Source organism: Burkholderia ubonensis, from assembly GCF_001718695.1.
In the GTDB taxonomy this organism is placed as follows: Bacteria; Pseudomonadota; Gammaproteobacteria; order Burkholderiales; family Burkholderiaceae; genus Burkholderia; species Burkholderia ubonensis_B.
This window is the reverse complement of the sequence record NZ_CP013420.1, coordinates 508013-533129: the sequence shown is the minus strand read 5'-3', so window position 1 is coordinate 533129 and position 25117 is coordinate 508013. Positions and strand designations below refer to the sequence as shown.

General features: G+C 65.3%; 22 protein-coding genes, 3 tRNA genes, 2 pseudogenes and 1 other annotated feature. Of the genes and pseudogenes, 11 read left to right on the top strand and 16 right to left on the bottom strand.

What is annotated here, in order from left to right:
* Positions 1-6: 6 nt before the first annotated feature.
* Positions 7-720, bottom strand: a complete 714-nt coding sequence (locus WJ35_RS02465) for an ABC transporter ATP-binding protein (protein ID WP_060234974.1) — start codon at positions 718-720, stop codon at positions 7-9.
* Here WJ35_RS02465 and WJ35_RS02460 point away from each other — a divergent pair.
* Positions 719-1396: an arylesterase gene (locus WJ35_RS02460; protein WP_069238680.1), complete on the top strand. Its 678-nt coding sequence runs from the start codon at positions 719-721 to the stop codon at positions 1394-1396. The genes WJ35_RS02465 and WJ35_RS02460 overlap by 2 nt on opposite strands.
* A 158-nt stretch (positions 1397-1554) precedes the next feature.
* Here the strand turns inward: WJ35_RS02460 and WJ35_RS02455 are convergent, their stop codons facing one another.
* From WJ35_RS02455 to tig, 7 genes are all read right to left on the bottom strand, one after another.
* A complete protein-coding gene (locus WJ35_RS02455) occupies positions 1555-3489 on the bottom strand; it encodes a SurA N-terminal domain-containing protein (protein WP_069238679.1) in 1935 nt (644 codons plus the stop codon).
* A 144-nt stretch (positions 3490-3633) separates the two neighbouring features.
* Positions 3634-3710 (bottom strand) — tRNA-Asp (locus WJ35_RS02450).
* 23 nt (positions 3711-3733) lie between these two features.
* A tRNA-Val gene (locus WJ35_RS02445) sits at positions 3734-3809 on the bottom strand.
* A 192-nt stretch (positions 3810-4001) separates the two neighbouring features.
* Positions 4002-6425 (bottom strand): endopeptidase La, encoded by a 2424-nt coding sequence (lon, locus tag WJ35_RS02440; protein ID WP_060234977.1) that lies wholly within the window; start codon positions 6423-6425, stop codon positions 4002-4004.
* A gap of 199 nt (positions 6426-6624) precedes the next feature.
* Positions 6625-7896 (bottom strand): ATP-dependent Clp protease ATP-binding subunit ClpX, encoded by a 1272-nt coding sequence (clpX, locus tag WJ35_RS02435; protein ID WP_010092138.1) that lies wholly within the window; start codon positions 7894-7896, stop codon positions 6625-6627.
* A 157-nt stretch (positions 7897-8053) separates the two neighbouring features.
* Positions 8054-8707 carry an ATP-dependent Clp endopeptidase proteolytic subunit ClpP gene (clpP, locus tag WJ35_RS02430; RefSeq protein ID WP_010092137.1) on the bottom strand — a complete coding sequence of 218 codons (654 nt, stop codon included), beginning with the start codon at positions 8705-8707 and terminating at the stop codon, positions 8054-8056.
* A 140-nt stretch (positions 8708-8847) separates the two neighbouring features.
* Complete coding sequence (gene tig / locus WJ35_RS02425) at positions 8848-10194, bottom strand: trigger factor (protein ID WP_010092136.1); 1347 nt, start codon at positions 10192-10194, stop codon at positions 8848-8850.
* A gap of 364 nt (positions 10195-10558) precedes the next feature.
* On the opposite strand from tig, the gene WJ35_RS02420 reads away from it, so the two are divergent.
* Positions 10559-11716 carry a glycerate kinase gene (locus WJ35_RS02420; RefSeq protein ID WP_060234978.1) on the top strand — a complete coding sequence of 386 codons (1158 nt, stop codon included), beginning with the start codon at positions 10559-10561 and terminating at the stop codon, positions 11714-11716.
* A 62-nt stretch (positions 11717-11778) separates the two neighbouring features.
* Positions 11779-12229 (top strand): annotated as a pseudogene (locus WJ35_RS02415) (MarR family winged helix-turn-helix transcriptional regulator).
* A 21-nt stretch (positions 12230-12250) separates the two neighbouring features.
* Here WJ35_RS02415 and WJ35_RS02410 read toward each other — a convergent pair.
* A complete protein-coding gene (locus WJ35_RS02410; RefSeq protein WP_069238677.1) occupies positions 12251-13258 on the bottom strand; it encodes a 2-dehydropantoate 2-reductase in 1008 nt (335 codons plus the stop codon).
* 350 nt (positions 13259-13608) lie between these two features.
* On the opposite strand from WJ35_RS02410, the gene WJ35_RS02405 reads away from it, so the two are divergent.
* The 6 genes and pseudogenes from WJ35_RS02405 to WJ35_RS02390 all read left to right on the top strand — a co-directional run bounded on the left by WJ35_RS02405 (position 13609) and on the right by WJ35_RS02390 (position 16378).
* Positions 13609-13839 carry a hypothetical protein gene (locus tag WJ35_RS02405; RefSeq protein WP_069238676.1) on the top strand — a complete coding sequence of 77 codons (231 nt, stop codon included), beginning with the start codon at positions 13609-13611 and terminating at the stop codon, positions 13837-13839.
* Positions 13840-14073: 234 nt separating this feature from the next.
* Positions 14074-14259 carry a hypothetical protein gene (locus WJ35_RS30965; protein WP_124259636.1) on the top strand — a complete coding sequence of 62 codons (186 nt, stop codon included), beginning with the start codon at positions 14074-14076 and terminating at the stop codon, positions 14257-14259.
* A gap of 9 nt (positions 14260-14268) precedes the next feature.
* Positions 14269-14976, top strand: coding sequence for a hypothetical protein (locus WJ35_RS02400; RefSeq protein WP_175899961.1), 708 nt, complete (start codon positions 14269-14271; stop codon positions 14974-14976).
* Positions 14906-15099, top strand: a pseudogene (locus WJ35_RS29425) (integrase core domain-containing protein); the annotation flags it as partial. The gene WJ35_RS02400 and the pseudogene WJ35_RS29425, both read left to right, overlap by 71 nt.
* Positions 15100-15870: 771 nt before the next feature.
* Positions 15871-16107 carry a hypothetical protein gene (locus WJ35_RS02395; RefSeq protein WP_034195338.1) on the top strand — a complete coding sequence of 79 codons (237 nt, stop codon included), beginning with the start codon at positions 15871-15873 and terminating at the stop codon, positions 16105-16107.
* Between the two features lie 73 nt (positions 16108-16180).
* Entirely contained in the window at positions 16181-16378 is a 198-nt protein-coding gene (locus WJ35_RS02390; RefSeq protein WP_069238675.1) for a hypothetical protein, read from the top strand.
* A gap of 19 nt (positions 16379-16397) precedes the next feature.
* Here the strand turns inward: WJ35_RS02390 and WJ35_RS02385 are convergent, their stop codons facing one another.
* The 3 genes from WJ35_RS02385 to WJ35_RS02375 form a co-directional block, all read right to left on the bottom strand.
* Positions 16398-16613: a hypothetical protein gene (locus tag WJ35_RS02385; protein WP_124259635.1), complete on the bottom strand. Its 216-nt coding sequence runs from the start codon at positions 16611-16613 to the stop codon at positions 16398-16400.
* A gap of 97 nt (positions 16614-16710) precedes the next feature.
* The gene (locus tag WJ35_RS02380) at positions 16711-16974 is read right to left on the bottom strand and encodes a hypothetical protein (protein ID WP_041493845.1); all 264 of its coding nucleotides are present in this window, start codon (positions 16972-16974) and stop codon (positions 16711-16713) included.
* Between the two features lie 31 nt (positions 16975-17005).
* On the bottom strand, positions 17006-18181 hold the full coding sequence (locus tag WJ35_RS02375) for a tyrosine-type recombinase/integrase (RefSeq protein WP_069238674.1): 1176 nt from the start codon (positions 18179-18181) through the stop codon (positions 17006-17008).
* A 181-nt stretch (positions 18182-18362) separates the two neighbouring features.
* Here WJ35_RS02375 and WJ35_RS30960 point away from each other — a divergent pair.
* Positions 18363-19705 (top strand): IS3 family transposase gene (locus WJ35_RS30960; RefSeq protein ID WP_155121843.1). Its coding sequence is split into 2 segments (ribosomal slippage): positions 18363-18825 and positions 18825-19705, totalling 1344 coding nucleotides; the frame shifts between segments, so codons are not numbered across the junction.
* On the opposite strand, the gene WJ35_RS02360 is transcribed toward WJ35_RS30960, so the two are convergent.
* Positions 19702-20939, bottom strand: a protein-coding gene (locus WJ35_RS02360) for an IS3 family transposase (RefSeq protein ID WP_196222084.1) whose coding sequence is annotated in 2 segments (ribosomal slippage) — positions 19702-20648 and positions 20648-20939 — 1239 coding nt in all. Because the reading frame shifts where the segments join, the coding sequence is not laid out codon by codon here. The genes WJ35_RS30960 and WJ35_RS02360 overlap by 4 nt on opposite strands.
* Positions 20542-20658 (bottom strand) — a sequence feature (AL1L pseudoknot). It overlaps the preceding gene by 117 nt.
* A 192-nt stretch (positions 20940-21131) precedes the next feature.
* Positions 21132-21218: transfer RNA gene (locus WJ35_RS02350), tRNA-Leu, on the bottom strand.
* A gap of 239 nt (positions 21219-21457) precedes the next feature.
* Here WJ35_RS02350 and hpnD point away from each other — a divergent pair.
* Positions 21458-22291, top strand: a complete 834-nt coding sequence (gene hpnD, locus WJ35_RS02345; RefSeq protein WP_060235050.1) for a presqualene diphosphate synthase HpnD — start codon at positions 21458-21460, stop codon at positions 22289-22291.
* A 7-nt stretch (positions 22292-22298) separates the two neighbouring features.
* Here the strand turns inward: hpnD and WJ35_RS02340 are convergent, their stop codons facing one another.
* Both WJ35_RS02340 and WJ35_RS02335 read right to left on the bottom strand, forming a co-directional pair.
* Positions 22299-23513 carry a DUF1501 domain-containing protein gene (locus WJ35_RS02340; protein ID WP_060234989.1) on the bottom strand — a complete coding sequence of 405 codons (1215 nt, stop codon included), beginning with the start codon at positions 23511-23513 and terminating at the stop codon, positions 22299-22301.
* A gap of 52 nt (positions 23514-23565) precedes the next feature.
* Complete coding sequence (locus WJ35_RS02335) at positions 23566-25068, bottom strand: DUF1800 domain-containing protein (protein WP_060234990.1); 1503 nt, start codon at positions 25066-25068, stop codon at positions 23566-23568.
* Positions 25069-25117 lie beyond the last annotated feature (49 nt).

Here is a 25117-nt window from a genome sequence, read left to right as displayed (position 1 = left end):
GATCCGTCAGGCGCCGTGCTGTGCCGCGCGCGGCGCCGCGATCCGCCCCGCGTCGAGCGTCACCGTCGTCGCGCAGCGGCGCGCGAGCTCCGGATCGTGCGTGACGAGCACGAGCGTCGAGCCGTGCGTGCGATTGAGTTCGAACATCAGGTCGATGACCGCATGACCGGTCGCCGCATCGAGGCTGCCGGTCGGCTCGTCGGCGAACAGGATCGACGGGCGGGTGACGAACGCGCGCGCGAGCGCGACGCGCTGCTGCTCGCCGCCGGACAGCAGCTTCGGATAGTGGGTGGTGCGTTCGCCGAGCCCGACCTGCACGAGCAGCGCCCGCGCGCGGTCGGCCGCGTCACGCGCGCTGACGCCGCCTTGCAGCTCGAGCGGCAGCATCACGTTTTCGAGCGCGGTCAGATGCGGCATCAGCTGGAACGACTGGAACACGAACCCGACCGCGCCGTTGCGCAGTGCCGCGCGCCCGTCCTCGTCGAGCTGGTCGAGCGGCTGGCCGAGCAGCCGAACCGTGCCGCTCGTCGCGCTGTCCAACCCCGCAAGCAGGCCGAGCAGCGTCGATTTGCCGGACCCCGACGCGCCGACGATCGCGAGGCTGCTGCCGGAGCGCACCGTCAGGTCGATGCCGTCGAGGATCGTCAGCTCGCCCGTCGCATCGGCGACACGCTTGCATACGTGATGGACTTCGATGATCGGATCGCTAATCTTGAGCATGGATACGACATTCCGCTGGAAAAGGCGCACGGCGCTCGCCGCGCTGCTGGCTACATTGTGCGCAGCGACCGTGCCCGCGCGCGCGGCGAGCGCCGCGCCGGCCGCACCTGAGGGCCGGCCCACGCTCGTCGTGCTGGGCGACAGCCTGTCGGCCGAATACGGGCTGCCGCGCGATACCGGATGGGTCGCGCTGCTGCGGCAACGGCTCGCCACCGAGCGGATCGATTATAGCGTCGCCAACGCGAGCGTCAGCGGCGACACCACGAGCGGCGGGCGCGCCCGCCTGCCCGCCGTCCTCGCGCGGCTCAAGCCCGCGATCGTCGTCGTCGAGCTCGGCGCGAACGACGCACTGCGCGGCGTGCCGCTCGCGACGACCGAACGCAACCTGCGCGAGATCGTCGCCGACGCGCAGCGCGCGCGCGCGAAGGTCGTGCTGGTCGGCATGTTCGTGCCACCCAATTACGGCCCCGACTACACGCAGAAGTTCCACGGCATCTATACGCGGCTGTCGAAGGATCTCGGCGTCCCGCTCGTGCCGTTCCTGCTGGCCGGCATCGAGAACCGGCCCGACATGTTCCAGGCCGACCAGATCCATCCGACCCGGCAGGCGCAGGGCGTGCTGCTCGACAACGTGTGGCCGTCGCTGAAGCCGCTGCTCGGCACGCCGCGCGGTTGAGCGGCGCGGTCGCTGGCGCGGTCGCGACCACGATCGCCCAAATGCAAGAAGCCCCGCGGATGCGGGGCTTCTTGTCATTGTGAGCCTGACCGGCGAGCGAGGCGTTTCGCTTGCCGGCGGCCGAGCGGCGCTTCAACGCGCCGCCGCCGTCGGCTCAGTTAGTTGCCGCTGTCCTGCGACGGGCTCTGCGTGGTGCCGTACAGCTTCACCTTCGAACGGTCGCGCAGCGCGGCCAGATAGGCTTCGCCTTCGCTCTGCGCGTCGACCTGCGCCATCTGTTGCTGCGCGGCCGCGAGCTGCTGCGGATCGACCGCGGAACCCGGGATCACCGCATTCACGCGGTAGATCGCATAGCCGTCCGCACCGAGATCGACGCCGACGTAGGCCGGCAGCGCCTTCGCATCGACCTTGTAGATCGCGCTCAGCGCCGCGGGCGTCAGCCCCTGCGATTGCGTGCGCGACACCTTCTGCGCGGGCGTGAAGCCGTCAGTGGACTTCGACTTCTGCAGCTCGGCGAGCTTTGCCGCGCCGTCCTTCTTCGCGAGTTCCGCCGCCTGCTCGGCGATCACCTTCTGGCGCACCGCATCCTTGATCGCGTCGAGCGCGGGCACGGCGGCCGGCTTGTAGTCGGTCACGCGCGCCGAGATCAGCGTGTTGTTGCCGATGTCGATCGCCTGCGTGTTGTTCCGGCTCTTCACCGAGTCAGTCGCGAACACCGCAGCCAGGAACTTCGCGTTGTTCAGCGGGCTCGTGGGCGGCAGTGCGGGGTTCGGCGTCGGCGTGACGGTGGCCGTCTGGATCGTCAGCTTGTACTTGTCCGCGGCCGGCTGCAGGCTCTTCGCCTTCTCGTAGACGGTCGACGTGAAGCCTTCCGCGTTGTCCGAGAACGCCTTCGACGCATACTGCTGCTTCAGCTCGACAGCGATCGCATCCTTCACTTCCGCGAACGGCTTCACGGCCGCCGGCTTCACTTCGGTCGCCTTCAGGATGTGGAAGCCCAGATCCGATTGCACGACGCCGCTCACGTCGCCCTGCTTCAGCGCGAACGCGGCATCGTCGAACGCCTTGCCGCCCGCGGTCGAGCCGCGCGTGATGAAGCCGAGGTCGCCGCCCTTCGCCGCCGACGGCGCGTCCTGCGAGCTCTTCTGTGCGATCTGCGCGAACTGGTCCGGATGCGCCTTCACGTCGGCGAGCAGTTGCTCGGCCTTCGCCTTCGCAGCCGCCTTGTCCGCGGCGCTTGCGTCGCCGGCCGCCGCGATGAAGATGTGGCTCACGCGCACCTGCGCTTCGGTGCGGAAGTGCGTCGGGTTGTCGTCGTAGAACTTCTTGATGTCCGCGTCGGTCGGCTGCGCGTTCGCCGCGGCCGCCGCCGGCGAATAGACGAGATACTGGATCGTCGCGGTCTCGGGTGTCGCGAAGCTCTGCTTGTGTGCGTCGTAGTAGGCCGCGAGCTGCGCGTCGGTCGGCTGCACCTTCGACGCGTAGTCGCTCGTCTTCAGCACGAGCGACTGCACTTCACGCTGCTGCGCGGCGAGTTCGGACAGCCGTTGCGCGAGGCTCTTCGGCGTGAACGCGCTCGACACGATGCTGGCCGGGATCTGCTGCAGCGCCAGGCTGTAGCGCACGCGCTCCTGGTACTGCTCGGGCGTCATGCCCTGGAACGACAGCAGTTGCGCATAGCGCTCGACGTCGATCGAGCCGTCCGGCTTCTTCAGCGACGCGATCATCGGGTCGCCCAGCAGCGCCTCGCGCACCGCGTTGTCGGACGCGGTCAGGTGCAGGCGCTGCGTCTCGTCGGCCAGCACGCGTTGCTGAATCAGGCCGTCGAGCACTTCCTTGCGGTGCTCGGGCGTGTCGAACGACTTCAGGTCGAACTGCGCGCCGAGCGCCTGACGCGCGCGATCGATCTGCTGACGGTATGTTCCGTCGAATTCGACTCGCGTGATCTTGTGCCCGTTGACCGCCGCGACGTTCGCGCTTTCATCGAAGAAGCCGCGGAAGCCTTGGATCCCGACGAAACCCAGCCCCGGCAACACGATCAGGAGCAGGAGCGCCATCATCAGGCGCTGGTGATTACGGAAGAAATCGAGCATGCGTGACGGGGTGTGTATTGGACAAAACGCCCGATATTACAACAGCGGGCGGGAAAAAAGCGAAACGGGAGGCGTCGACCTGGCGGCGCCGGCGTTGCTGCAGCGCAAACAAAAATGCCCGCACGAGGCGGGCACTTATTGTCTTGGCGGAGCGGACGGGACTCGAACCCGCGACCCCCGGCGTGACAGGCCGGTATTCTAACCGACTGAACTACCGCTCCTTGGTCTGGCTGAATCGCGAAACTGGTGGGTGCTGAGAGGCTCGAACTCCCGACCTACGCCTTGTAAGGGCGCCGCTCTACCAACTGAGCTAAGCACCCGTTCCGGATTCAATCTGGCTGCGATCTGCATTTCGGCATCAACAACCAGCGAGCCTGCTAGTTTAATTCATCCTTCAGAACTTTACCAGCCCTGAGTCGCGAAATTTTTGCAGCGCCGATTTCGATCGGCGCGCCGCTCATAAAAAACCCGCGGACACGCCGCGGGTTTCGTGAACAACCGTCACATCAAGCTCAGTGCTTGACGACTTCCGTCGAGCCGGCATCCTTCGCCGTTTCCGCGACGGGCGCCGCAGCCTTCGCCTCTTCTTCCGGCGGCAGCGGCGTCGGCGTCCGCTCGAGCGCGAGTTCAAGCACCTTGTCGATCCAGCGGACCGGCACGATTTCGATCGCGTTCTTCACGTTGTCCGGAATCTCCGCGAGATCCTTCACGTTCTCTTCCGGAATCAGCACGAGCTTGATGCCGCCGCGATGCGCGGCCAGCAGCTTCTCCTTCAGGCCGCCGATCGGCAAAACTTCGCCTCGCAACGTGATCTCGCCCGTCATCGCGACGTCGGCGCGCACCGGAATGCCCGTCAGCACCGACACCAGCGCGGTCGTCATCGCACCGCCGGCGGACGGACCGTCCTTCGGCGTCGCGCCTTCCGGCACGTGGATGTGGATGTCCTGCTTCTCGAACGCTTCGTCCTCGATGCCCAGACGCCGCGAACGCGAACGCACGACCGAACGCGCGGCCTCGACCGACTCCTTCATCACGTCGCCGAGCGAACCGGTGCGGATCACGTTGCCCTTGCCCGGCATCACCGCGGCTTCGATCGTCAGCAGGTCGCCGCCGACTTCCGTCCACGCGAGGCCCGTCACCTGACCGACCTGGTTTTCCTTCGCCGCGAGGCCGAAGTCGTACTTGCGCACGCCGAGGAACGTGTCGAGGTTCTCGCCGTCGACCTTGATCGCGCCCGTTGCCTTCTTCAGCAGCAGCATCTTCACGACCTTGCGGCAGATCTTCGACACTTCCCGCTCGAGCGAACGCACACCGGCTTCGCGCGTGTAGTAGCGGATGATGTCGCGGATCGCCTGCTCGGTGACCTCGATCTCGCCTTCCTTCAGGCCATTGTTCTTCTTCTGCTTCGGCAGCAGGTAACGCTGCGCGATGCTGACCTTCTCGTCTTCCGTATAGCCCGACAGACGGATCACTTCCATCCGGTCGAGCAGCGGCGGCGGGATGTTCAGCGAGTTCGACGTCGCGACGAACATCACGTCCGACAGGTCGAAGTCGACCTCGATGTAGTGATCGGCGAACGTGTGGTTCTGTTCCGGATCGAGCACTTCGAGCAGCGCCGACGACGGATCGCCGCGGAAATCCATGCCCATCTTGTCGACTTCGTCGAGCAGGAAGAGCGGATTGCGCACGCCGACCTTCGTGAGGCTCTGCAGGATCTTGCCCGGCATCGAACCGATGTACGTGCGACGGTGGCCGCGGATCTCGGCCTCGTCACGCACGCCGCCCAGCGCCATGCGGACGAACTTGCGGTTCGTCGCGCGCGCGATCGACTGGCCGAGCGAGGTCTTGCCGACGCCCGGGGGCCCGACGAGGCACAGGATCGGCGCCTTGACCTTGTCGACGCGCTGTTGCACCGCGAGATACTCGAGGATGCGTTCCTTGACCTTCTCGAGGCCGAAGTGATCCTCGTCGAGCACCTGCTCGGCGTTCGACAGGTCGTTGTTGACCTTGCTCTTCTTGCGCCACGGCAGGCCGATCAGCGTGTCGATGTAGTTGCGCACGACCGTCGCTTCGGCCGACATCGGCGACATCAGCTTCAGCTTCTTCAGCTCGGCGTCGGCCTTCTTCTTCGCTTCCTTCGGCATGCGCGCGGCGTTGATGCGCTTCTCGAGCTCCTCGAGGTCCGCACCCTCTTCGCCTTCGCCCAGCTCCTTCTGGATCGCCTTGACCTGTTCGTTTAGGTAGTACTCGCGCTGGCTCTTCTCCATCTGGCGCTTCACGCGCCCGCGGATGCGCTTTTCGACCTGCAGGATGTCGATCTCGGCTTCGAGCTGCGCGAGCAGGTGCTCGAGGCGCTCGACGACCGGGAACATCTCGAGGATGTGCTGCTTCTGGTCGAGCTTGAGCGGCAGGTGCGCGGCGATCGTATCCGCGAGCCGGCCCGCTTCGTCGATGCCCGACAGCGACGTGAGGATCTCCGGCGGGATCTTCTTGTTCAGCTTCACGTACTGGTCGAACTGCGACACGATCGCGCGGCGCAGCGCTTCCGTTTCCGCGCTGTCCGCGTGGTCCGGCTCGAGCGGCATCACCTCGCAGGAGAACTGCGTCTCCTGCTCCTCGATCGACAACGCCTTCGCGCGCTGCAGGCCTTCGACCAGCACCTTCACGGTGCCGTCCGGCAGCTTCAGCATCTGCAGGATGTTGGCGACGCAACCGACCTCGTACATGTCCTTTTCGGTCGGCTCGTCCTTGGCCGCGGTCTTCTGGGCGACCAGCATGATGTGCTTGCCGCCTTCCATCGCTGCTTCGAGGGCCTTGATCGATTTCGGCCGGCCCACGAAGAGCGGAATCACCATGTGCGGGAAAACGACGACATCCCGCAGCGGCAGCAGCGGGAGCGTGATGCGTTCCGGCGGGAGAAGTTGGGTGCCTGACATTTCATTTCCCCATGAGTGGAATCAATTGTTCGATAATTGAGGCCGGCGCATCCGATTGCAAGGGCCTCCCAGCGTGGGAAATATTCGGTAAGAAAGTAACCGCCGCGTGTTGAGTCAGATTACCCACAAGATAAACGAAAAAAAGCCGTTCACGCTTCGATGAACGGCCTTTTTTGTCTGAACATCGCCGTCAAGCCGGTCAATTCGAACCCGCCACCTTCGGCGTGTCCTCGTAGATCAACAGCGGCTTGCCGTCCCCATCGATGACGTTCTCGTCGATGATGACCTTGCTGACCCCTTTCATCGTCGGCAATTCGTACATCACGTCGAGCAGCGCCTGTTCGATGATCGAACGCAGACCGCGCGCGCCCGTCTTGCGACGGATCGCCTTGCGGGCCACCGCCTGCAGCGCAGCCGGGCGAATTTCCAGCTCGACGCGCTCCATCGCGAACAGCTTGTGATACTGCTTGACGAGCGCGTTCTTCGGCTCGACCAGGATCTTCATCAGCGCGGCCTCGTCCAGCTTGCCGAGCGTCGCGACGACCGGCAGACGGCCGATCAATTCGGGGATCAAACCGAATTTGATCAGGTCCTCCGGCTCGACCTCGCGCAGCACCTCGCCGGCATCGCGCTCCTGCTTGCTCTTGACCGTCGCGCCGAAGCCGATGCCCGTCTTCTCGGTGCGGTCGGTGATCACCTTCTCCAGGCCGTCGAACGCGCCGCCGCAGATGAACAGGATGTTGGTCGTGTCGACCTGGATGAAATCCTGGTTCGGATGCTTGCGGCCGCCCTGCGGCGGCACCGACGCCATCGTGCCCTCGACGAGCTTCAGCAGCGCCTGCTGGACGCCCTCGCCCGACACGTCGCGGGTGATCGACGGGTTGTCCGACTTGCGGCTGATCTTGTCGATTTCGTCGATGTAGACGATCCCGCGCTGGGCCTTCTCGACCTCGTAGTTGCAGTTCTGCAACAGCTTCTGGATGATGTTCTCGACGTCCTCGCCGACGTAGCCTGCTTCGGTCAGCGTCGTCGCATCCGCGATCACGAACGGCACGTTCAACAGGCGCGCCAGCGTCTGCGCGAGCAGCGTCTTGCCGGAGCCCGTCGGGCCGATCAGCAGGATGTTGCTCTTCGACAGCTCGACGTCGTCCTTCTTGTCGAGATGCTTGAGACGCTTGTAGTGGTTGTAGACGGCCACCGCGAGGATTTTCTTCGCGCGCTCCTGCCCGATCACGTACTGATCGAGGATGTCGCGAATTTCCTGCGGGCTCGGCAGATCCGACCGGGACAGGCTGGCCTCGACGCCCGCGGCTGCCGCCTCGTCGCGAATGATCTCGTTGCACAGGTCGATGCATTCATCGCAGATGAAGACCGACGGGCCGGCAATGAGCTTTTTCACCTCATGCTGACTCTTGCCGCAAAACGAGCAATACAACAGCTTCTCGCTGTTCGAACCTTTTTTGTCCGCCATGAATGTATTGAGCCTCCGGACAGGTAAATGACATGATACGCCGAATGCTCCGCGCGCCACGACCTAGGGCGCGACCTGAGCCGGCCGGATGCGCTTGCCGAAGTTGCTCGGGGCGTATCGGGCGTGCCGCCGCTAATGGGGCGGCACCCCACTAAGTTCACGGACGCTTCAGCAGCACCTGATCGATCAGCCCGTACGCCTTCGCGTCCTCGCTCGACATGAAGTTGTCGCGGTCGGTGTCGCGCGCGATGCGCTCGACGTCCTGGCCCGTGTGCTGCGCCAGCAGCTGGTTGAGCCGCTCCTTCAGGTAGAGGATCTCGCGCGCCTGGATCTCGATGTCCGACGCCTGACCACGCGCGCCGCCGAGCGGCTGGTGGATCATCACGCGCGAGTTCGGCAGCGCGAAACGCTTGCCCTTCGCGCCCGATGCGAGCAGGAACGCGCCCATGCTCGCGGCGAGGCCCATGCACAGCGTCGACACGTCCGGCTTGATGAACTGCATCGTGTCGTAGATCGCCATGCCGGCCGATACCGAGCCGCCCGGGCTGTTGATGTACAGGCTGATGTCCTTGTCCGGGTTCTCGCTCTCGAGGAACAGCAGCTGCGCGACCACGAGGTTGGCGGTCTGGTCGTTCACTTCGCCGACCATGAACACCAAGCGCTCCTTCAGGAGACGCGAATAGATGTCGTACGAACGCTCGCCGCGGCCGCTCGTTTCGACGACGATCGGAACCAGCCCCAGCGCCTGGGCCTCGAAACCCTGCGGCGCGTTCGAAGCAAGCATGTCCAGCAATTCAGCGCGAGTGATCATTCAATGAACCTTGTTCGAATGGGAAATTGAACGGAAGGAAGCCGCCCGCTCAATCGCCATATTAATGGCAACCGTGCGCCTGACGTAAAAACGGCGTGCGGGCCGTCGCTCCGACAGCCGGCACGCCGCTAGAGCGACACTTACGCTTGCGCCGATGCGCTCGCGAGTGCCTCGAAGCTCACTTCCTTGTCCGTCACCTTCGCCTTGCCCAGCACGAAATCGACGACGTTGCTTTCAACGACGAACGCTTCCATCTCGGCGAGGCGCTGCTGGTTCGAATAATACCAGCGGACCACTTCCTTCGGGTCTTCGTAGCTCTTCGCGAACTCGTCGACTTCCGCGCGGATCTGCTCCGGCTTCGCTTCCAGGCCGTTCGCCTTCACCAGCTCGGCGAGCACGAGGCCCAGCTTCACGCGGCGCTCGGCCTGCTCGGCGAACATCTCGGCCGGGATCGGCGCGTCCTTCGCGTTCGGCACGCCGCGCTGCGCGAGGTCCTGGCGCGCCATTTCGACGAGGCGCTGCTGGTCCTGCTCGATCAGCGCCTTCGGCACGTCCAGCTCGGAAATCTTCAGCAGCGCGTCCATCACCTGGTTCTTGACGATCGCCTGCGTGCGGCGCTTTGCCTCACGCTCGAGATTTTCCTTGATCTCGCCGCGCATCTTGGCCAGATCGCCGTCTTCGATGCCGAGCGACTTCGCGAAATCGGCGTCGATCTCCGGCAGGTGCGGCCATTCGATCTTCTTCATCGTGACCGTGAACTGGGCCGTCTTGCCGGCCACGTCCTTGCCGTGATAGTCGTCCGGGAACTTCAGGTCGAATTCGCGCGTTTCGCCGGCCTTCAGGCCCAGCGCGGCCGTTTCGAATTCCGGCAGCATGCGGCCTTCGCCGAGCACGAACGGGAAGTCTTCCGCGGTGCCGCCCTGGAACGCGACGCCGTCGATCTTGCCGACGAAGTCGACCGTCACGCGGTCGCCGTTCTTGGCTGCCGTGTCCGCGCCGCCGTCGCCGTGCTCGCCGGCTTCGCCGCGTGCGTGGAAGTGCACGCGCTGCTTGCGCAGGATGTCGAGCGTGCGGTCGATTTCCGCGTCGCCGATCGACGTCGTCGAGCGCTCGACTTCAGCCGTCGCCAAGTCGCCGATCTTCACTTCCGGATAGACCTCGAACGTCGCGTCGAACGCATAGGCGTCTTCCGCCTGCTCCTGCTTCGGCGCGAAGCTCGGCTGGCCCGCGACGCGCAGGTTCTCGGCACGGCTGATCGTGAAGAACTCCTGGCCGATCTTGTCGCTCAGGACTTCCGCCTCGACCTGACCCGCGTATTGCTGCGCGACCATCTTCAGCGGCACCTTGCCCGGGCGGAAACCCGGCATGCGCACGTTCTTCGCGAGTTTCTGGATACGGGCGTCGATTTCCTTCCGCACCGTGTCTTTCGGCAGGGAAATCGTCACGCGGCGTTCAAGCTTGCCGAGGTTTTCAACAACGTTAGCCATGGCTTCAATCGTCCTAAAATTATTCGAGCGAATCGGGTTTTCCTTGCCGTGCCTGCCTGGCGGCGTCTACGCCGCGCCGGGACGCCACGCCATCCTTGCATGCGCCGGGAGGGCTGGCGCAAGCGGCTCGGAGCACGGCTTTGGCCGGAAGAATCGACTATTCTAGCAAACAATTTTCCCTGCACCGCCAGAACCGGCCGCGCGCGTGCGCGGCCGTTGCGCGGCGGCCGCCGATGCGCATGGATCGCCGATATGCCGCCGCGCATATCCACGCCCGCCCCCGCATCCTGTAAGCTGCTTCGAAAGCGCATGCGCCGCCGCACGGCGGCCAATCGTCCGACCAATCACGCCAACCGGAGACACCATGCCGCATCACCCGTCCGCGCCCGTCGTCGCGCCCGTCGTGGTCATCGCGCCCGATTCGTTCAAAGGCTCGCTTTCCGCCGCGCAGGTCGCGGACGCAATCGCCGCCGGCATCCGCCGCGCGCGGCCCGACGCGATCGTGCGCTGCTGCCCGATGGCCGACGGCGGTGAAGGCACGCTCGACGCGATGCTCTCCGGCGGCGGCGCGCGGCGCAGCGTGACGGTGGCCGGCGCGTCGCTCGCGGCGCGCGACGCCGCCGTCGGCGTCATCGATGCGCGCACCGCGATCGTCGAGACGGCCGAGATCGTCGGCATCACCGATCCGGCCGGGATGAGCGTCCCGGTCGACGCGCGCAGCACGCGCGGGATGGGCGAAGCGATCCGCCGGCTGCTCGACGAAGGCGTGCGCCGCTTCTTCGTCGCGCTCGGCGGCAGCAGCACCAACGATGCCGGCGCGGGGCTCCTCGCCGGGCTCGGGCTGCGCTGCCTCGACGCCGCCGGCCAGCCGGTCGAGCCGGTGCCGGCGCGGCTCGCCGAGATCGCGCGGATCGACGCGTCGGGGCTCGACCCGCGCATCGCGGACGCCGAGTTCATCGGCATGTCGGACGTCGACAACCCGCTGACGGGCACGCATGGCGCGACCGCGGTGTTCGGCCCGCAAAAGGGCGTGACGCCCGAGCAAGTTGCGACCCTCGACGCGGCCCTCGGCCATTTCGCCGACCTGCTCGAAGCGGCGCTCGACCGGCGCGCCCGCGACCTGCCGGGCGCCGGCGCGGCGGGCGGCCTCGGCTTCGCGCTGCACATGCTCGGCGCGCGCTTCGAGGCGGGCGCGGAAGTCGTTGCGCGGCAGGTCGGCCTCGACGCGGCGCTCGCGGGCGCGGACTGGCTGATCACCGGCGAAGGCCGCTCGGACGTGCAGACGCTGCACGGCAAGGCGCCGTTCATCGCGTGCCGCCACGCGCAGGCGGCGGGCGTGCCGGCGTCGCTGCTGTCGGGCGCCGTCGATCCGGCCGCGCTGCCGCGCCTTGCCGAGCATTTTTCCGGGTGCTTCTCGCCCGCGCCGGGCCCGATCACGCTCGACGTCGCGATCCGCGACGCCGCCAGCCTGCTCGCGAACGAGGCGGAGCAGTTGACGCGCCTGAAATACGGCACGCGCTGACCGTTGACCCGAGCGCGCGATACGGGAACAATCGGGCCCGCCCTTTATCATCAGGATTCGACATGAAAGGCCGTTCCAGCCGGGCTCGATCAGTTTCTGACCTACCGCCTCCACGTGCTCACGAAGCGCTCCGACCGCGGCATCGGCGAGGTTTACCGCGACAAGCTCGGCATCTCGCTGCCCGAGGCGCGCGTGATCGCGGCCGTCGGCGCATTCGGCCCGTTCTCGATCATGGATCTCGCGCGCCACACGAACCTCGACAAGAGCCAGGCGAGCCGCGCGGCCGAGGCGCTGCTGCAGCAGGGCCTGCTCGAACGCAGCGCCAGCGAGGCGGACGGCCGGATCGTGCTGATCGCGCTGACGCCGGACGGCCGCGCGCTGCATCGCAAGATCATGCCGATCGTGCGCAAGTGGAACGACGGGCTGCTCGGCTGCCTGTCCGACAGCGAGCGCAACACGTTCGAACGGCTGCTCGAGAAAGTGCTCAGCCACGCGCTCGAGCGCGACGACTGAGCCGCGGGGCGGCCGCCCCGCTCACCCCGCCTGCAGCCCGCTGTTCGCGGCGCGCTGGCGCAACAGGCCGAGCACCGCGTCGCAAAACGGCGTCGGCACGTCCAGCTTGCGCCCCAGCTCCGGAAACACGCCGAGGATCGGCCCGATCTCGAGCGAGCGCCCCGCTTCGAAATCCTGCAGCATCGACGTCCTGAACGCGCCGAGCCTGCGGGTCACCGCCATGCGCTCCGGCGCGCTCACGCCGGTATCCAGGCCGAGCTTCGCGCCGATCGCGGCCGCCTCCTCCATCATCCGCAGCGCGAGCGCATGCGTGCAAGGATCGTCGAGCAGGCGGTCGGCCGTCGAGCCCGTCAGCGCGCTCAGCGGATTCATGTTCATGTTGCCCCACAGCTTCGCCCAGATCTCGGTGCGGATCTGCGGCGTCGTCTCGACGTCGAAGCCGCCCTCGGCCAGCGCCGCCGCGAAGCGCGACGCAGCCGCATCGCGCGCCGGATCGGGCGCGCCGACGATCAGGCGATTGCCGCGCCCGCGCCGCACGACGCCCGGCGCGTCGGTGCTCGACGACAGGTGCACGACGCAGCCGATCGCCTGCGCCGGCGGCAGCGCCGCGGACACCACGCCGCCCGGATCGACCGCCTCGAGCGGCACGCCGTCGAGCGGCCCGGCCAGCCCGTGCGTGAACCACCACGGCAGGCCGTTCATCGCCGCGACGATCACCGTGCGCGGCCCGACGAGCGGCGCGAGGCGCGCGGCCAGATCCGGCAGCGCCTGCGCCTTCAGCGCGATCACCACGTAGTCCTGCACGCCGAGCGCGGCCGCGTCGTCGCTGGCGTCGATCGGGACCGACGACATCGCGCCCGTTTCGTCGAGCACGCGCACGCCGTGCGCCTTCAGCGCGTCGAGCGTCGCGCCGCGCGCGTAGGCGCTCACGCGCATGCCGGCTTTCGACAACGCCATCGCGAGCAAGCCGCCGATCGCGCCGACGCCGACGACCGCCGCGCGCACCGGCCCTGAATTCGTGTCGTTCATGAGGGGAATCCGTCTGCTGGAAGAAGACGAGCATAACGCTCGGTGGTTGTGGGTACAACGATTTGTCGAAGCGCGGTTGCGGCGAAATGGCGGGAACGGTTCGACGCGGCGTGCTGCCGGAAGCTGCTTCGTCTCCCGTCGGGGCGTGGTGGCATGCGGGCGCTTCGACGTCGCAGACGCGGCGCCCTGCCCTGTGATCGTGCAGCGGCGCTGCCGGACGGGCGGGCCGCGTCTTTCGGTTCGTCACGCGCTTACCAACGATACGCCGCCGCGATGCCTCGGCCCTTGCGCGATCCGTGCGGATGCGGTTTCCTGTGCGTTTAACCCTGCCTGGCTCAGCCGCTCCTCAGATGAACTCGTCCCCGCGCGACCCCGACAGCAACGACAAAGCGCGCCGCCAGCCGTCGAAGCTGGTTTTGAATATCGCCGCCATCCTGGTCGGCCTCGTGACGTTCGCGATCGGCGCGAGCTGGCTGATCTACAGCTGGATCGTCGACCGTGAAGCGCAATATTTCGCCATTCCGCTGGTGTTCTCGGTGCCGGTGATCGTCGCGGTCGCGGTGCGCAGCTTCTGGGATTAGGCGGGCGCGGGGCGGGGATGCGGCGTGGGAATGAAAAAAGCGCTGCGATCGGAAGACCGGCAGCGCTTTTTTGCGGCGCACCCCAAGAGGAGGCCGGAACCGCATTCGGTTCACCTTTCCTTTACGCTATTGGGATTCAGCGAGTTCGTATTTTCTGCATGCCCCCACATATGCCCCCGGACACTTTGACTGCAATTGGGGACAGTGATCCGGCACAACCGGCGGGGACAGCATATGAAGAACATGAAACAATGTGGCCGCGAACCAACATGTAGCGTCGAGCCGATTCGAAATGACGTCTCGGCCGTCATTCTCCTCGGGAAGTTCGTGCGAGATGTGGTCGCAAATCCGCGAATCCCGATCGAGGTCTGCCGTGATGCCGCCATGCTTGTCCGCAGCCTGCAGCGCGAGCCGATTTAAGGATCGCCCGTGCGCTATTTCACGACCACCGACGTCGGCCAATCGATCCGAAAAGCGTTTGGCGGCTACACCCATATCCTCGTGAATCGAGGATACACGACGATCAAGCCCGTGTTCTTCAGGAGCGCGTCGATCGCCGATCTGCCCGTCTACGTGTGGGCATGGTGGGATCGAGCAAGCGATGGGCAGTTGGCGAGGTGGCGAGACCACGGTGGCGTGCTGCTGGATCGCTACACGTATTCCGACCGGGCCGGCCCGGCGGACGTACTCGTATTCGTGGAATGCCCGATGACGATGGACCGGCTGACCTGCTCGCACGCCAATACTGCCGAGTACACCGTGATCCCGGTCCCGCACACCTGGCGCGTACACGAGGAATGCATCGACCTGCGCACGCCGCGCGTCGAAGATCTGCGCACGATCCGGAGCGCATGCCGCGGACGACGATTGACGGACGAGCAACTTGAGTCCGAGACCGGCATTCCTCGCCAGCGCGTGACATACATGCGCAAGAGTCTGAAGCCAGTCGAAGAATGGGAGCTGCGCCCGCGGTTGGCACCTGGCGCGCCCGGATTGGTACCCGCTTGGGATTGGATCGGGTCCGGGCGCACGGAGCAGAAGAAGGAAGCACGCGAAGAAGGTCACAAGCAATGGCACGGCCGAATCGTTCGTGAAGACCATGAAGCACAATTACGTCGCCTATATGGACAAGTCTGACGCACCAACAGCGCTCTCGCGTCTGGCTATCGCGTTGAACACTACAATGAGCGCCACCCGCACAGAGCCCTGAAATACCGCTCGCCTCGCGAGTTCAGGTGTAATGCGGTGTCATCAACCTAACGGTGTCCGCGTGTCCTGAGTTACAGGGGCAACTCCAGGGATCGTCTACGTCATTTACGGCGACGCACGCGGCAACATCGAATTTGAAGCGCTTGCCGCTATGCCCTTCCTCATCTTTAGCGTGTCGCAGTCTGGAAGCGTGGTTGCTCGCATCCTCTCATGCCGCCCCATGAAATAGCTGGGCGAGATCAGTTACTCGGTCTACCTCGTTCATTTTCCGATGATCACGCTGGGCGTCTACCTCGGGATGATGAAGATCGCCAATCCGTACATCCGCTTTGCAGCCTTTGCTGCGGTCGTGTTGACCTTGTAGACGCTTGTATATCGCTACTTTGAACGCCCGATCTACAGACGCTATCGCGACTTGTTTGTGCCTGTAGGTTATCAGGAGGAGGTCTCTGAGCGCGTCAAAGTCTAGCGCTCGCGGACTGCATGTGAGCGGCGCGGCGCCTCGACGTTCGACACTGTCAGTCTCCCGGTCATCCGGCCGCAGGATCACGACGGGCCGCCTCTCATCGCCGAGAAATAAAGCAGCTGCCTGACGAGCGATGCGCGTATGATGAGTTAAACCGAGCACCCAATTGTAGATTGACCGCTCGCCCCTCCCCAAATCTGCGTCGCGCGCTGCTTGCGCGCCACGTTTGCCCCTCACCTCGCATCGCGCTGTGCAACGACAGCACAGTTCGAGATCGGCTCGCGCGTTGTCTTTGAGTAGCCCAAGGCTCTCGCGGTACAGCAAGTCACGACAAAAATCATCAGAAGGCGGCAAATATGAGCTGGTACTGCGAAGCAGAACGCGAATTGGTACATATAAGGCGAGCGATCGGACTACTTGAGCAAGCGCACCATGCCTTCGTCAACAAGTCGTCGGTGAACGACCCGGCGTACTGGAGAGACAAGCTCACCAAGCTCCGCACGCAGCCCGTGCGAAACAGGGTCTTCGAAATCCAAGTGGACGAGCTTTTAGGCCGCCTCGCACTGATCCAGGATCCGCATTGCCGCAAGTAGGGCGCGCTCCTTCACCTTTTCCGAGCGTACGGCCATCGAACACCTACGCTTTGATTATCACCGGGAGGAAGCCATGACCCCACACGACGTCATCACGATCTTCGAGCGGTTGAATGCCGAAGGACGGGCAGCGGTCGATCTGGACCACGCTTGTGCCGGTTTCGCTGGTTGGCTGGCGACCACCTGGGATACATTGGGGGAAGAAGACATTGCGTTGCTGACATCGATCGGCGCAACGCTGTATCGCGAGGGCTACGGGCGGCGATACTAGGGAGCTATAGCGGCGGCGGTCAATGCTCCACGAATTGGCGCCACCGCGGATACTGCTCGAAGAATCGTTCGTCAACGACCGCCAGATACAGCGTCGGCGACTCGCGATTTGTCGTCTCCATCTGGGGAGGCCTCATCAAACGACGATCGACACTGCTGGCGACCGACCAGGCAGTGAGATCGTCGTTGAACTGGAAGACGTCTTTCGTCGGGATGTGCAGTTTGATGGCAGGCATGGCACGCTCCGGATCGCGCAACGACGCCATCATCGCGCAGCCCGCCGGATGTGAAAAGCCCCGCTCGGCACTGGCTCACGCAGGGGCGGTGGCAAGATCAGATCTCGGCAAAATATTGGTCGATCAACATCTGCCGCCCCCGGCCGAGCAACCAATCGATACCCACGCTAGCCGCAGCATTCAGCGCCGTCTGCTCCCTCGAAAATTCAGGACCTACACCGGCGCCGATTATGCTGCCACCATGGGACGGATCAGCGTCGTAAATTTCCCAGTGGCCTACCCACGACGCCATGCTCTCGCTAGGTACTGTGACTGTCTTCATCCATTCCTCGCGGAGTGGGAACTGCTTGAGAACGAGCATCGTCGAACCTCGGCAAGGAGGGACGAACCGGTTATTTGGGGACGGCGTTCCACAAGTAATTGCTCCACCACTGCATCATCTTGCGGCGCTCGGGCAGGTACTCAGCGTGGTTGTACGCCGCCCGGACGCCGTCGCGCTCGCTGTGTGCCAGCTGCCGCTCGATCCAGTCGCGGTTGAAGCTGTGTTCGTTCAGGATCGTCGACGCAAGGCCGCGGAAGCCGTGCCCCGTCATCCGTGAGTGGTAGCCCATCCGGTACAAGGCGTACAGGATCGTGTTCTCGCTCATCGGCTTCTTGGAGCTCGACCGACTCGGGAACAGGAACTGGCTGTGGCCGTTCAGTTCGGGGAGCTTCGCGATCACCTCGAGGGCCTGCGTCGACAGCGGCACGATGTGCGGCGTGCGCATCTTCATCTTCTCGGGTGGGATGCGCCATTCCTTCTTCTCGTCGATTTCTGTCCACTCGGCAAAACGCAGCTCGCTCGTACGAACAAATGTCAGCGCCATGAACTGCAGCGCCAGGCGTGTCTGAAAGTCGCCGTCGTACGCGCTGATCTGCCGCATGAGCTCCGGCAACTCTGCCTCGCTGACACGCCGCATGTGCACGACGAAACGGGGCTTCAGCGCGCCGCGGAGATCGGGAGCGGAGTCGCGCTCTGCCCGGCCGGTGGCAATGGCGTATCGGAAGATCTGGCTCGTTGCCTGAATAGGCTTGTGTGCGAGCTCGATCGCGTCGCGCGCCTCGATCTTCCGTATCACCGCCAACAGCTCGGGCGCCATAATCTCGGCGATCGGCCGCGCTCCGATCGCGGGAAACAGTTCGCGCTCGAGCAGCTTCATGATCCTGTCCGCGTGTCGCTCGCTCCATGCACCCTTCTTCTGCTGATGCCACTCCCGCGCGATCGGCTCGAATGAGTTCTCACGGTCCAGGCTGCGCTGAGCCTTCACGCGCTTCTTTTCGTGCGATGGATCGAGGCCGGCGCGCAATTGGTCCTTGATCTCATCACGAGCCTTCCGAGCAGCCAGCAAGCTGACCGCCGGATAGACCCCGAGGGCCATCCGTTTCTCCTTGCCGTCGATGCGATACTTCAACCGCCAGTACTTGGAGCCGTTGGGCATGATCTCGAGGTACATGCCCTGACCGTCGGCCAGCTTGTAGGACTTTTCGCGGGGCTTGGCCGCACGAACGGCGACATCGGTAAGGGGCATTTGAGCGCGGGGGCATTTCGATGCCCCTGATCAGAGAAAACTGCCCCCCTAAGATGCCCCTGTTTCGTGGGTGTCAACGAGAAACGCTGGGCGGCGCTGGCAACAAAAAGCCCCGCAAGTACTCGACTGGTGAACTGCACCCCAAAAGTCGGACACCGATCCAACCTTTGGGGTGTTTTCCATGGCGAAGTATGACGAGCGGTTTCGACTGCAGGTAGTTCGGGAGTATCTGGAAGGAGAGGCGAGCACCCGCACGCTCGCAGCCCGTTACGGGGTTGGGCGTACGGTCATCCGGCGCTGGGTGGCGAGCTACCGGGAGCACGGCGTAGCTGGACTGAGAAGGAAAGTCGGTCAGTACGACGCCCGGTTCAAGTTATCGGTGCTACAGCGCATGCAGCGTGATGGGCTGTCGTATGGCCAAACGGCAGCGGTGTTTGACATTCGAAGCGTCGGGCACGTGTCAACCTGGGAGCGCCTGTATCATGAAGGCGGTTTCGATGCACTGTCCCCTCGCCGACGAGGGCGCCCCCGAAAGATGGCCACTTCACTTCCGCCCAAACCCACTGAAGCCGGTTCGCCGGACGAACGCTCGCGCGAGGAATTGCTCAAGGAAAACGAGTATCTGCGCGCGGAGGTGGCGTACCTAAAAAAGCTCGATGCGCTGCTGCAAGCGAAGAAGCAGGCAGCGCAAAAGAAAAAACGCAAATAGTGCGTGAGCTCAGGCAGCACCATCCGGTGGCAGCACTTCTGAAGGCGGCCGGCTTGGCACGCAGTACGTTCTATTACCAACTCAGGACGCTGGATGCCGACGATCGTCACGCCGATCTGAAAGCGCAGATCCGAACGGTGTTTGAACGCCACAAGGGCCGCTATGGTTATCGACGCGTCACGGCTGCGATTCGGCAGGCTGGCCATCTCGTCAACCATAAGACGGTGCAACGGCTCATGCAGCAACTGCAACTGAAGTCCTGGGTGCGTCCGAAGAAATACCGAGCGTGGCAAGGCGAGATCGGCAAGGCCGCACCGAACCTGCTGCAACGCCAGTTCGAGGCCACTGGCGCCAATCAGAAGTGGGTAACGGATGTGACCGAGTTCAAGGTCAACGGCCAGAAGCTGTATCTGTCGCCGGTGATGGACCTGTACAACGGCGAGATCGTTGCTTACCAGATGGACAGACGGCCGAGCTTCGAGTTGGTCAACAGCATGCTGAAGAAGGCGCTGGCTAAACTCCCGCGCAAGGACAAGCCGTTGCTGCATTCGGATCAAGGCTGGCACTACCGGATGCCGGAGTTCCGCCGGAAGCTCGCGCAGCGCGAGTTGACGCAGAGCATGTCCCGCAAGGGCAATTGCCTGGACAACGCCGCGATGGAAAGCTTCTTCGGCACGCTCAAGTCCGAGTGCTTCAAGAAGCAGCGCTTCACTTGCGTGGAGCAACTACGCCAGACGCTGGAGTGCTACATCCATTACTACAACCACGAACGCATCATGAACCGCACCGGGAATCGTGGAGGCTGGTTGGTTTAAGTTAATGCGGACACGTCAGCGGCATTTCTGAGTTGCCTGTAGTAGTTTGCCTCAGCTTCAGCAGGCGGGATATAGCCGAGCGGTTCCATCAGCCGATGACGGTTGTACCAGGCGACCCATTCCAGCGTTGCCAGTTCGACGGATTCCCTCGTTTTCCAAGGGGCGCGCCGATGAATCAGTTCCGTCTTGTACAGGCCGTTGATCGTCTCGGCCAGCGCATTGTCGTAGCTGTCGCCCCGGCTGCCGACCGACGGCTCGATGCCGGCCTCAGCCAGCCGTTCGCTGTAGCGGATGCTGACGTATTGAGACCCTCTGTCGGAATGATGAATCAAAGTCCCGTCCTCACCCGGTTGGCGGGCGTACAGCGCTTGTTCAAGTGCATCCAGAACGAAGTCCGTGGTCATCGACGAGCTGACGCGCCAGCCAACAATACGGCGGGCAAACACGTCGATCACGAATGCCACGTACAGCCAGCCTTGCCATGTCGAGACATACGTAAAATCCGACACCCAGAGCTGATTCGGTCGGTCAGCCTTGAACTGCCGGTTGACTCGGTCCAGCGGGCGCGGCGCGGTCACCTCGGGAATCGTCGTGCGAACACGCTTACCGCGAACTGCGCCACGCAAGCCCTGCAGTTTCATCAACCGTCCGACCGTGCAGCGTGCCACTGCAATGCCTTCCCGGTTCATCTGCTTCCAGACCTTCGGCACGCCGTAGACCTGCATGTTGGCCTGCCAGACACGCTTGATCTCCGGTTGCAAAAGCTCATCGCGTTTCGCGCGGGCGCAGCGCTTCGACGGATCGCGAAGTTGTGCTGCATGGCGTCGGTAGCCCGACGGGGCAATCCGCAAGACCCTGCAGATCGGCTCGACCCCGAAGGTGTCGCGATGCAGATCGATAAAGGCCTTCAGGACTTCAAACGGCGGTCGAGCTCCGCCTGGGCGAAAAACGCACTGGCCAGCTTCAGGATCTCGTTGGCCCGGCGCAGTTCCTTGACCTCGCGCTCCAAGGCCTTGATGCGTTCACGCTCGGCCGTACTCACGCCATCGCGCTCTCCACGGTCGACCTCGTCGCGCTTAACCCAATCCAACAACGTCTGCGGCGTGCAGCCGATCATCGGTGCAATCGATTCGATCGCCGCCCACAGCGACGGATGTTCACTACGCTGCTCTCGTACCAGACGGACTGCGCGTTCCCGGACTTCCGGCGAAAACTTGTTCGACTTCTTGCTCATGGGCTCCATTCTCTCAAGAGTTGGAGCCTCCACCAAATCCGGGGCGGTTCATCAAGCTCAAACTGAAAGGACTGAGTCCCGTGCAATACAGAACTCAGTCCTCGGGCGCCTAGCCTTCAACTGTCCAACTTCGTGGGGTCAGTTCACTGGCGGGGCCTTTTAGCCAAACATGGGATTGCTTGGGAGTATATGTGGTGCGTGAGGCCGGACTCGAACCGGCACACCCTTGCGGGCGTCAGGACCTAAACCTGGTGCGTCTACCAATTTCGCCACTCACGCGCATTTCTGTCGCCCTGACCGCGCGGCACGCAAACATGCGTCGCACGCAGCCACGGATCCCGCGCCGGCTCGGAAACCGGCGCGCCCGATCAGGCGAGCGCGAGATTCTACCCGATCTCCGCCGCGTTGTGTTGCCCGGCCGGCGCCTGCCGGACAGCGGTGCTAGAATGCCGCGCTCGACGTGTCGTCCAAGCGCCGCCGCGCGCATCCCCGAACCTGCCTCCGCCACGATCCCACCCGTGAATTTCGACGACTACTGTCAGCAGAAAGCCGCGCCCGCCGGCTCCAGTGTCTACTACGCGTTGCGGCAGGCGCCGTTCGCCGTCCAGCCGCGCCTCACGGCCCTCTTCGCGCTGCGCCGCGAACTCGAGGAGACCGTCAAGGAAACCAGCGACCCGACCGTCGGCCACACCAAGCTCGCATGGTGGCACAAGGAACTCGCGGCGCTGGCCGCCGGGGAGCCGTCGCATCCGGTGACGAAGGCGCTCGCGCAGCACCATCCGTCGATCGCGGCCGAAACCGACGCGCTGCGCGCACTGGTCAGCGGCTACGGAATGGATCTCGAACAGGCGCGCTACCTCGATTTCGCGAACCTGCGGCGCTACATCGCACAGGTGGGCGGCGGCTTCGCGTCGCTCGTCGCGCGGGCGAGCGCCGCGCGTCCGGCCGAGCCGCAGCCGTGGGCCGATGAAGTCGGCCACGCGCTGATGCTCGCGCAATTCGTGCAGGAGCTCGGCAACGACGCGCGGCACGGCCGCATCTACCTGCCGATCGACGAGCTGCAACGCTACAACGTGACGGCCGCGGACCTGCTGAACCGGCGCTACAGCCCCGCGTTCACCGAACTGCTGACGTTCCAGACCGCTCGGGCGCGCGACGCGCTCGCGGCCGCCGACGCGGCGATTCCCGCCGCCGAGCGCCGCGCGCAGCGCACGCTGCGCGCGCAACTCGCGCTTGCCCACGCGCTGCTCGTCGAGATCGAGCGCGACGGCTACCAGGTCCTGCACCAGCGCATCGCGCTGACGCCGATCCGCAAGCTGTGGATCGCGTGGCGCGCCGCGCGCCGCCGTTGAGGTTCCGCTACGCCCTCAACAGCGGCAGCGGCTCGAATCGCTGCTGCAGCACGCGCGTCGCATCAAGCCCCCACCACGGCCCGAGCACCGTCGCATAGAGCTGGCGGAAGTCGACCTCGACCGGCAGGTTGCCGTTGCCGTCGAGCCGCCCGAGCGCGGGCGGCGCACCGTACAGCCCGCCGGCCACGCGCCCGCCCATCACGAAATGCGGCGCAGCCGTGCCGTGGTCGGTGCCGTTGCTCTGGTTCTCGCGCACGCGCCGCCCGAACTCCGCATACGTCATCACGAGCGTCTCGTTCCAGCGCCCGAGCTCGACCAGCGCGCCGCGCATCGCACTCATTCCTTCGGCGAACTGCTTGAGCAGCGCCGCCTGCTGGCCCGGCTGGTTCTGGTGCGTGTCGAAGCCGTTGAGCGTGAGCCGCAGCACCGCGACCCCGTCCTGCGCGGCCGGCCCCGACGCGTCGCACGCGGCGAGCACCTGCATCGCGGTCTTCACCGCGGTACCGAACGCGCCGCCCGGAAACGCCGTCCTGAATTCGCGCATCCCGCCGCGCGGACGCAGCCGGTCCGCGGCCTTCACGATGTCGTTCTCGACGTCGATGATGTGCGCGAGCGCCGGGTTCTGCTCGCGCAGCGACACGGGCTCGGCGAGCCGCGCGGCGCGAATGAACTGCGCCGGATTGACGAGCGCGATCGCGCGCGCGCCGTTCGCGAGCGGCCCCATCTCGGCGCTGCCGAGCACCACGCCGTCCGCCGCGAAGCCGGGCGGCACCGGCGCCTGCGCAAACGTGCGCGTGAGCCAGCCTTCGCGCAGATACTGGTCGGAACGCGACGCGGTATCCCAGATCTCGATCGAGCGGAAATGCGACAGGTTCGGCTGCGGATAGCCGACGCCCTGCACGATCGCGACCTGCCGGTCGCGCCACAGCGGCATCAGCGCCGCAAGCGACGGATGCAGCCCGGTACGTTCGTCGAGTTGGAGCACCTGCTCGCGCTTGATGCCGATGCTGCGGCGGAACGCGTAGTACAGCGGGTCCGCATAGGGCACGACGGTATTGAGGCCATCGTTGCCGCCCTTCAGCTCGACGAGGATCAGCACGTTCGCATAGCCCGCGCGCGCGTTCGTCGCGGCAAGCGGAGCCGCCAGCGCGCCGGGCTGCCAGAGCGACACGCCCGCCGTCGCGGCAGCGCCGGTGAGCGCGAGGAAATCGCGTCGGTTCATCGTGAATCCTTTGCCGGGCGCAGCGCATGCGTGCCGCGCCGGCGACTCGTCGTCATTTCAATTGATAGGCCGGGTCCATCAGCAGCGCCTCGAGATACGCGCTGCCGGTCGATCCGGTGTCGATCGCCGCGACGGGCGGCACCGGCAGCACCGCATGCTGCAGTTGAAGCTCGGTCGACAGCCCGGCAGGCGCCTGCGGCCGCGCGCGGTATTGCGCGAGCCAGCGTTCGAGATCGAAACGCAGGCCGCCGCGCGCGGGCATCGCACGCGGGTTGCCGCCGGCCATCGCGGCCATCCCGCCGGGACTTGCCCCGGCCTTCGCCGCCATCGCGCCGGCGCTTCCACCGAGCGTCGCGGGACGCATGCCGGCGGTCTCGGTCGCGCGGAACAGCTGCTCGACGAACTGCTTGCGCGCGAGCAGCGTCGAGCTGTTGATCCAGATCGCGCCGCCCGGCCAGCCCTTGACGTTCGGCGGATAGAACAGGTTCTGCCCGAGCGTGCGCACGGTGTTCGCGAGCATCTGCGGATCGCCGTAGCCGACGTCGAACAGCCGCACCGAGCCGACGACGAATTCCGCCGGCGACTTGACCAGCACGCCGCGATTGCGCGGATCCCAGAACGCGTCGGTCGACCACAGTGCGGCGAGCGCCGCGCGGATTTCGTAGCCGCTCGCGCGAAAGCGCTCGGCGACCGTCTCCAGTTCGCCTGCGTCCGGCGTATCGGACACGAACTCGCGCCACAGCTTGCCCGCGACGAAACGCGCGGTCTCCGGACGCTTCAGCAGGATGTCGAGGAAGCCGTCGCCGTCGAACGGCCCCGTCTCGCCGAGGATAGTCTTGTCCCCGGCGTCGTGCCACTCGGTCCGCACGGCAAAGCGCAGCGTGTCGGGATCGATCGTCCAGCCGGTCATCGCGCGCGCGGCTTCGGTCACGTCGCGCTGCGTGTAATGCCCTTCGCCGAGCGTGAACAGCTCCATCACCTCGCGCGCGAAATTCTCGTTCGGGCGCCCGTTGCGGTTGCTCGCGCCGTCGAGATACTGCAGCATCGCCGGGTCCTTCGCGATCGCATGCAGCAGCGTGCCGAAATTGCCGAGCGCCTCGCGGCGCAGCAGCGCGTTCTGCGCGGCCATCGTTTGCGGAAACGGCACCTTGTCCTGGCCCGACGTGAAATGGCCGTGCCAAAACAGCGTCATGCGCTCCGTCAGCGGCGACGGCGTCGCGATCATCTCGTTGACCCAGGCCGCGCGCAATGCGTCGTAGCGCCGGTTGCGCGTGCGCTGCTCGTCGCGCCGCTGGTCCGGCGTCTGCGCCTGCCGCTCGGCGCGCGTCGGCGGCAGTTCGGCGAGCCAGTCGGGCCACGTCGCGGCCGGCTCGCGCCGGACGTTGCCGAGCGCGTCGGCCACCGCCTGCGCACGCGTCTGGCCGACGAGGCGCGCCACGTCGGCGGGCGCCGGCGTAAAGCCGGTGCGGCTCAGGAAGAACAGCGCATCGTCCGCCTCGAGGGGCGTTTGCATCGCAGGCGGCAGCGCCTGCGCAGCGGCGTTCGCTCGACTCATCGTGAAGGACTCCCGAAGCGCGCGATGCGCGCATGTGCCGGTTAAACGG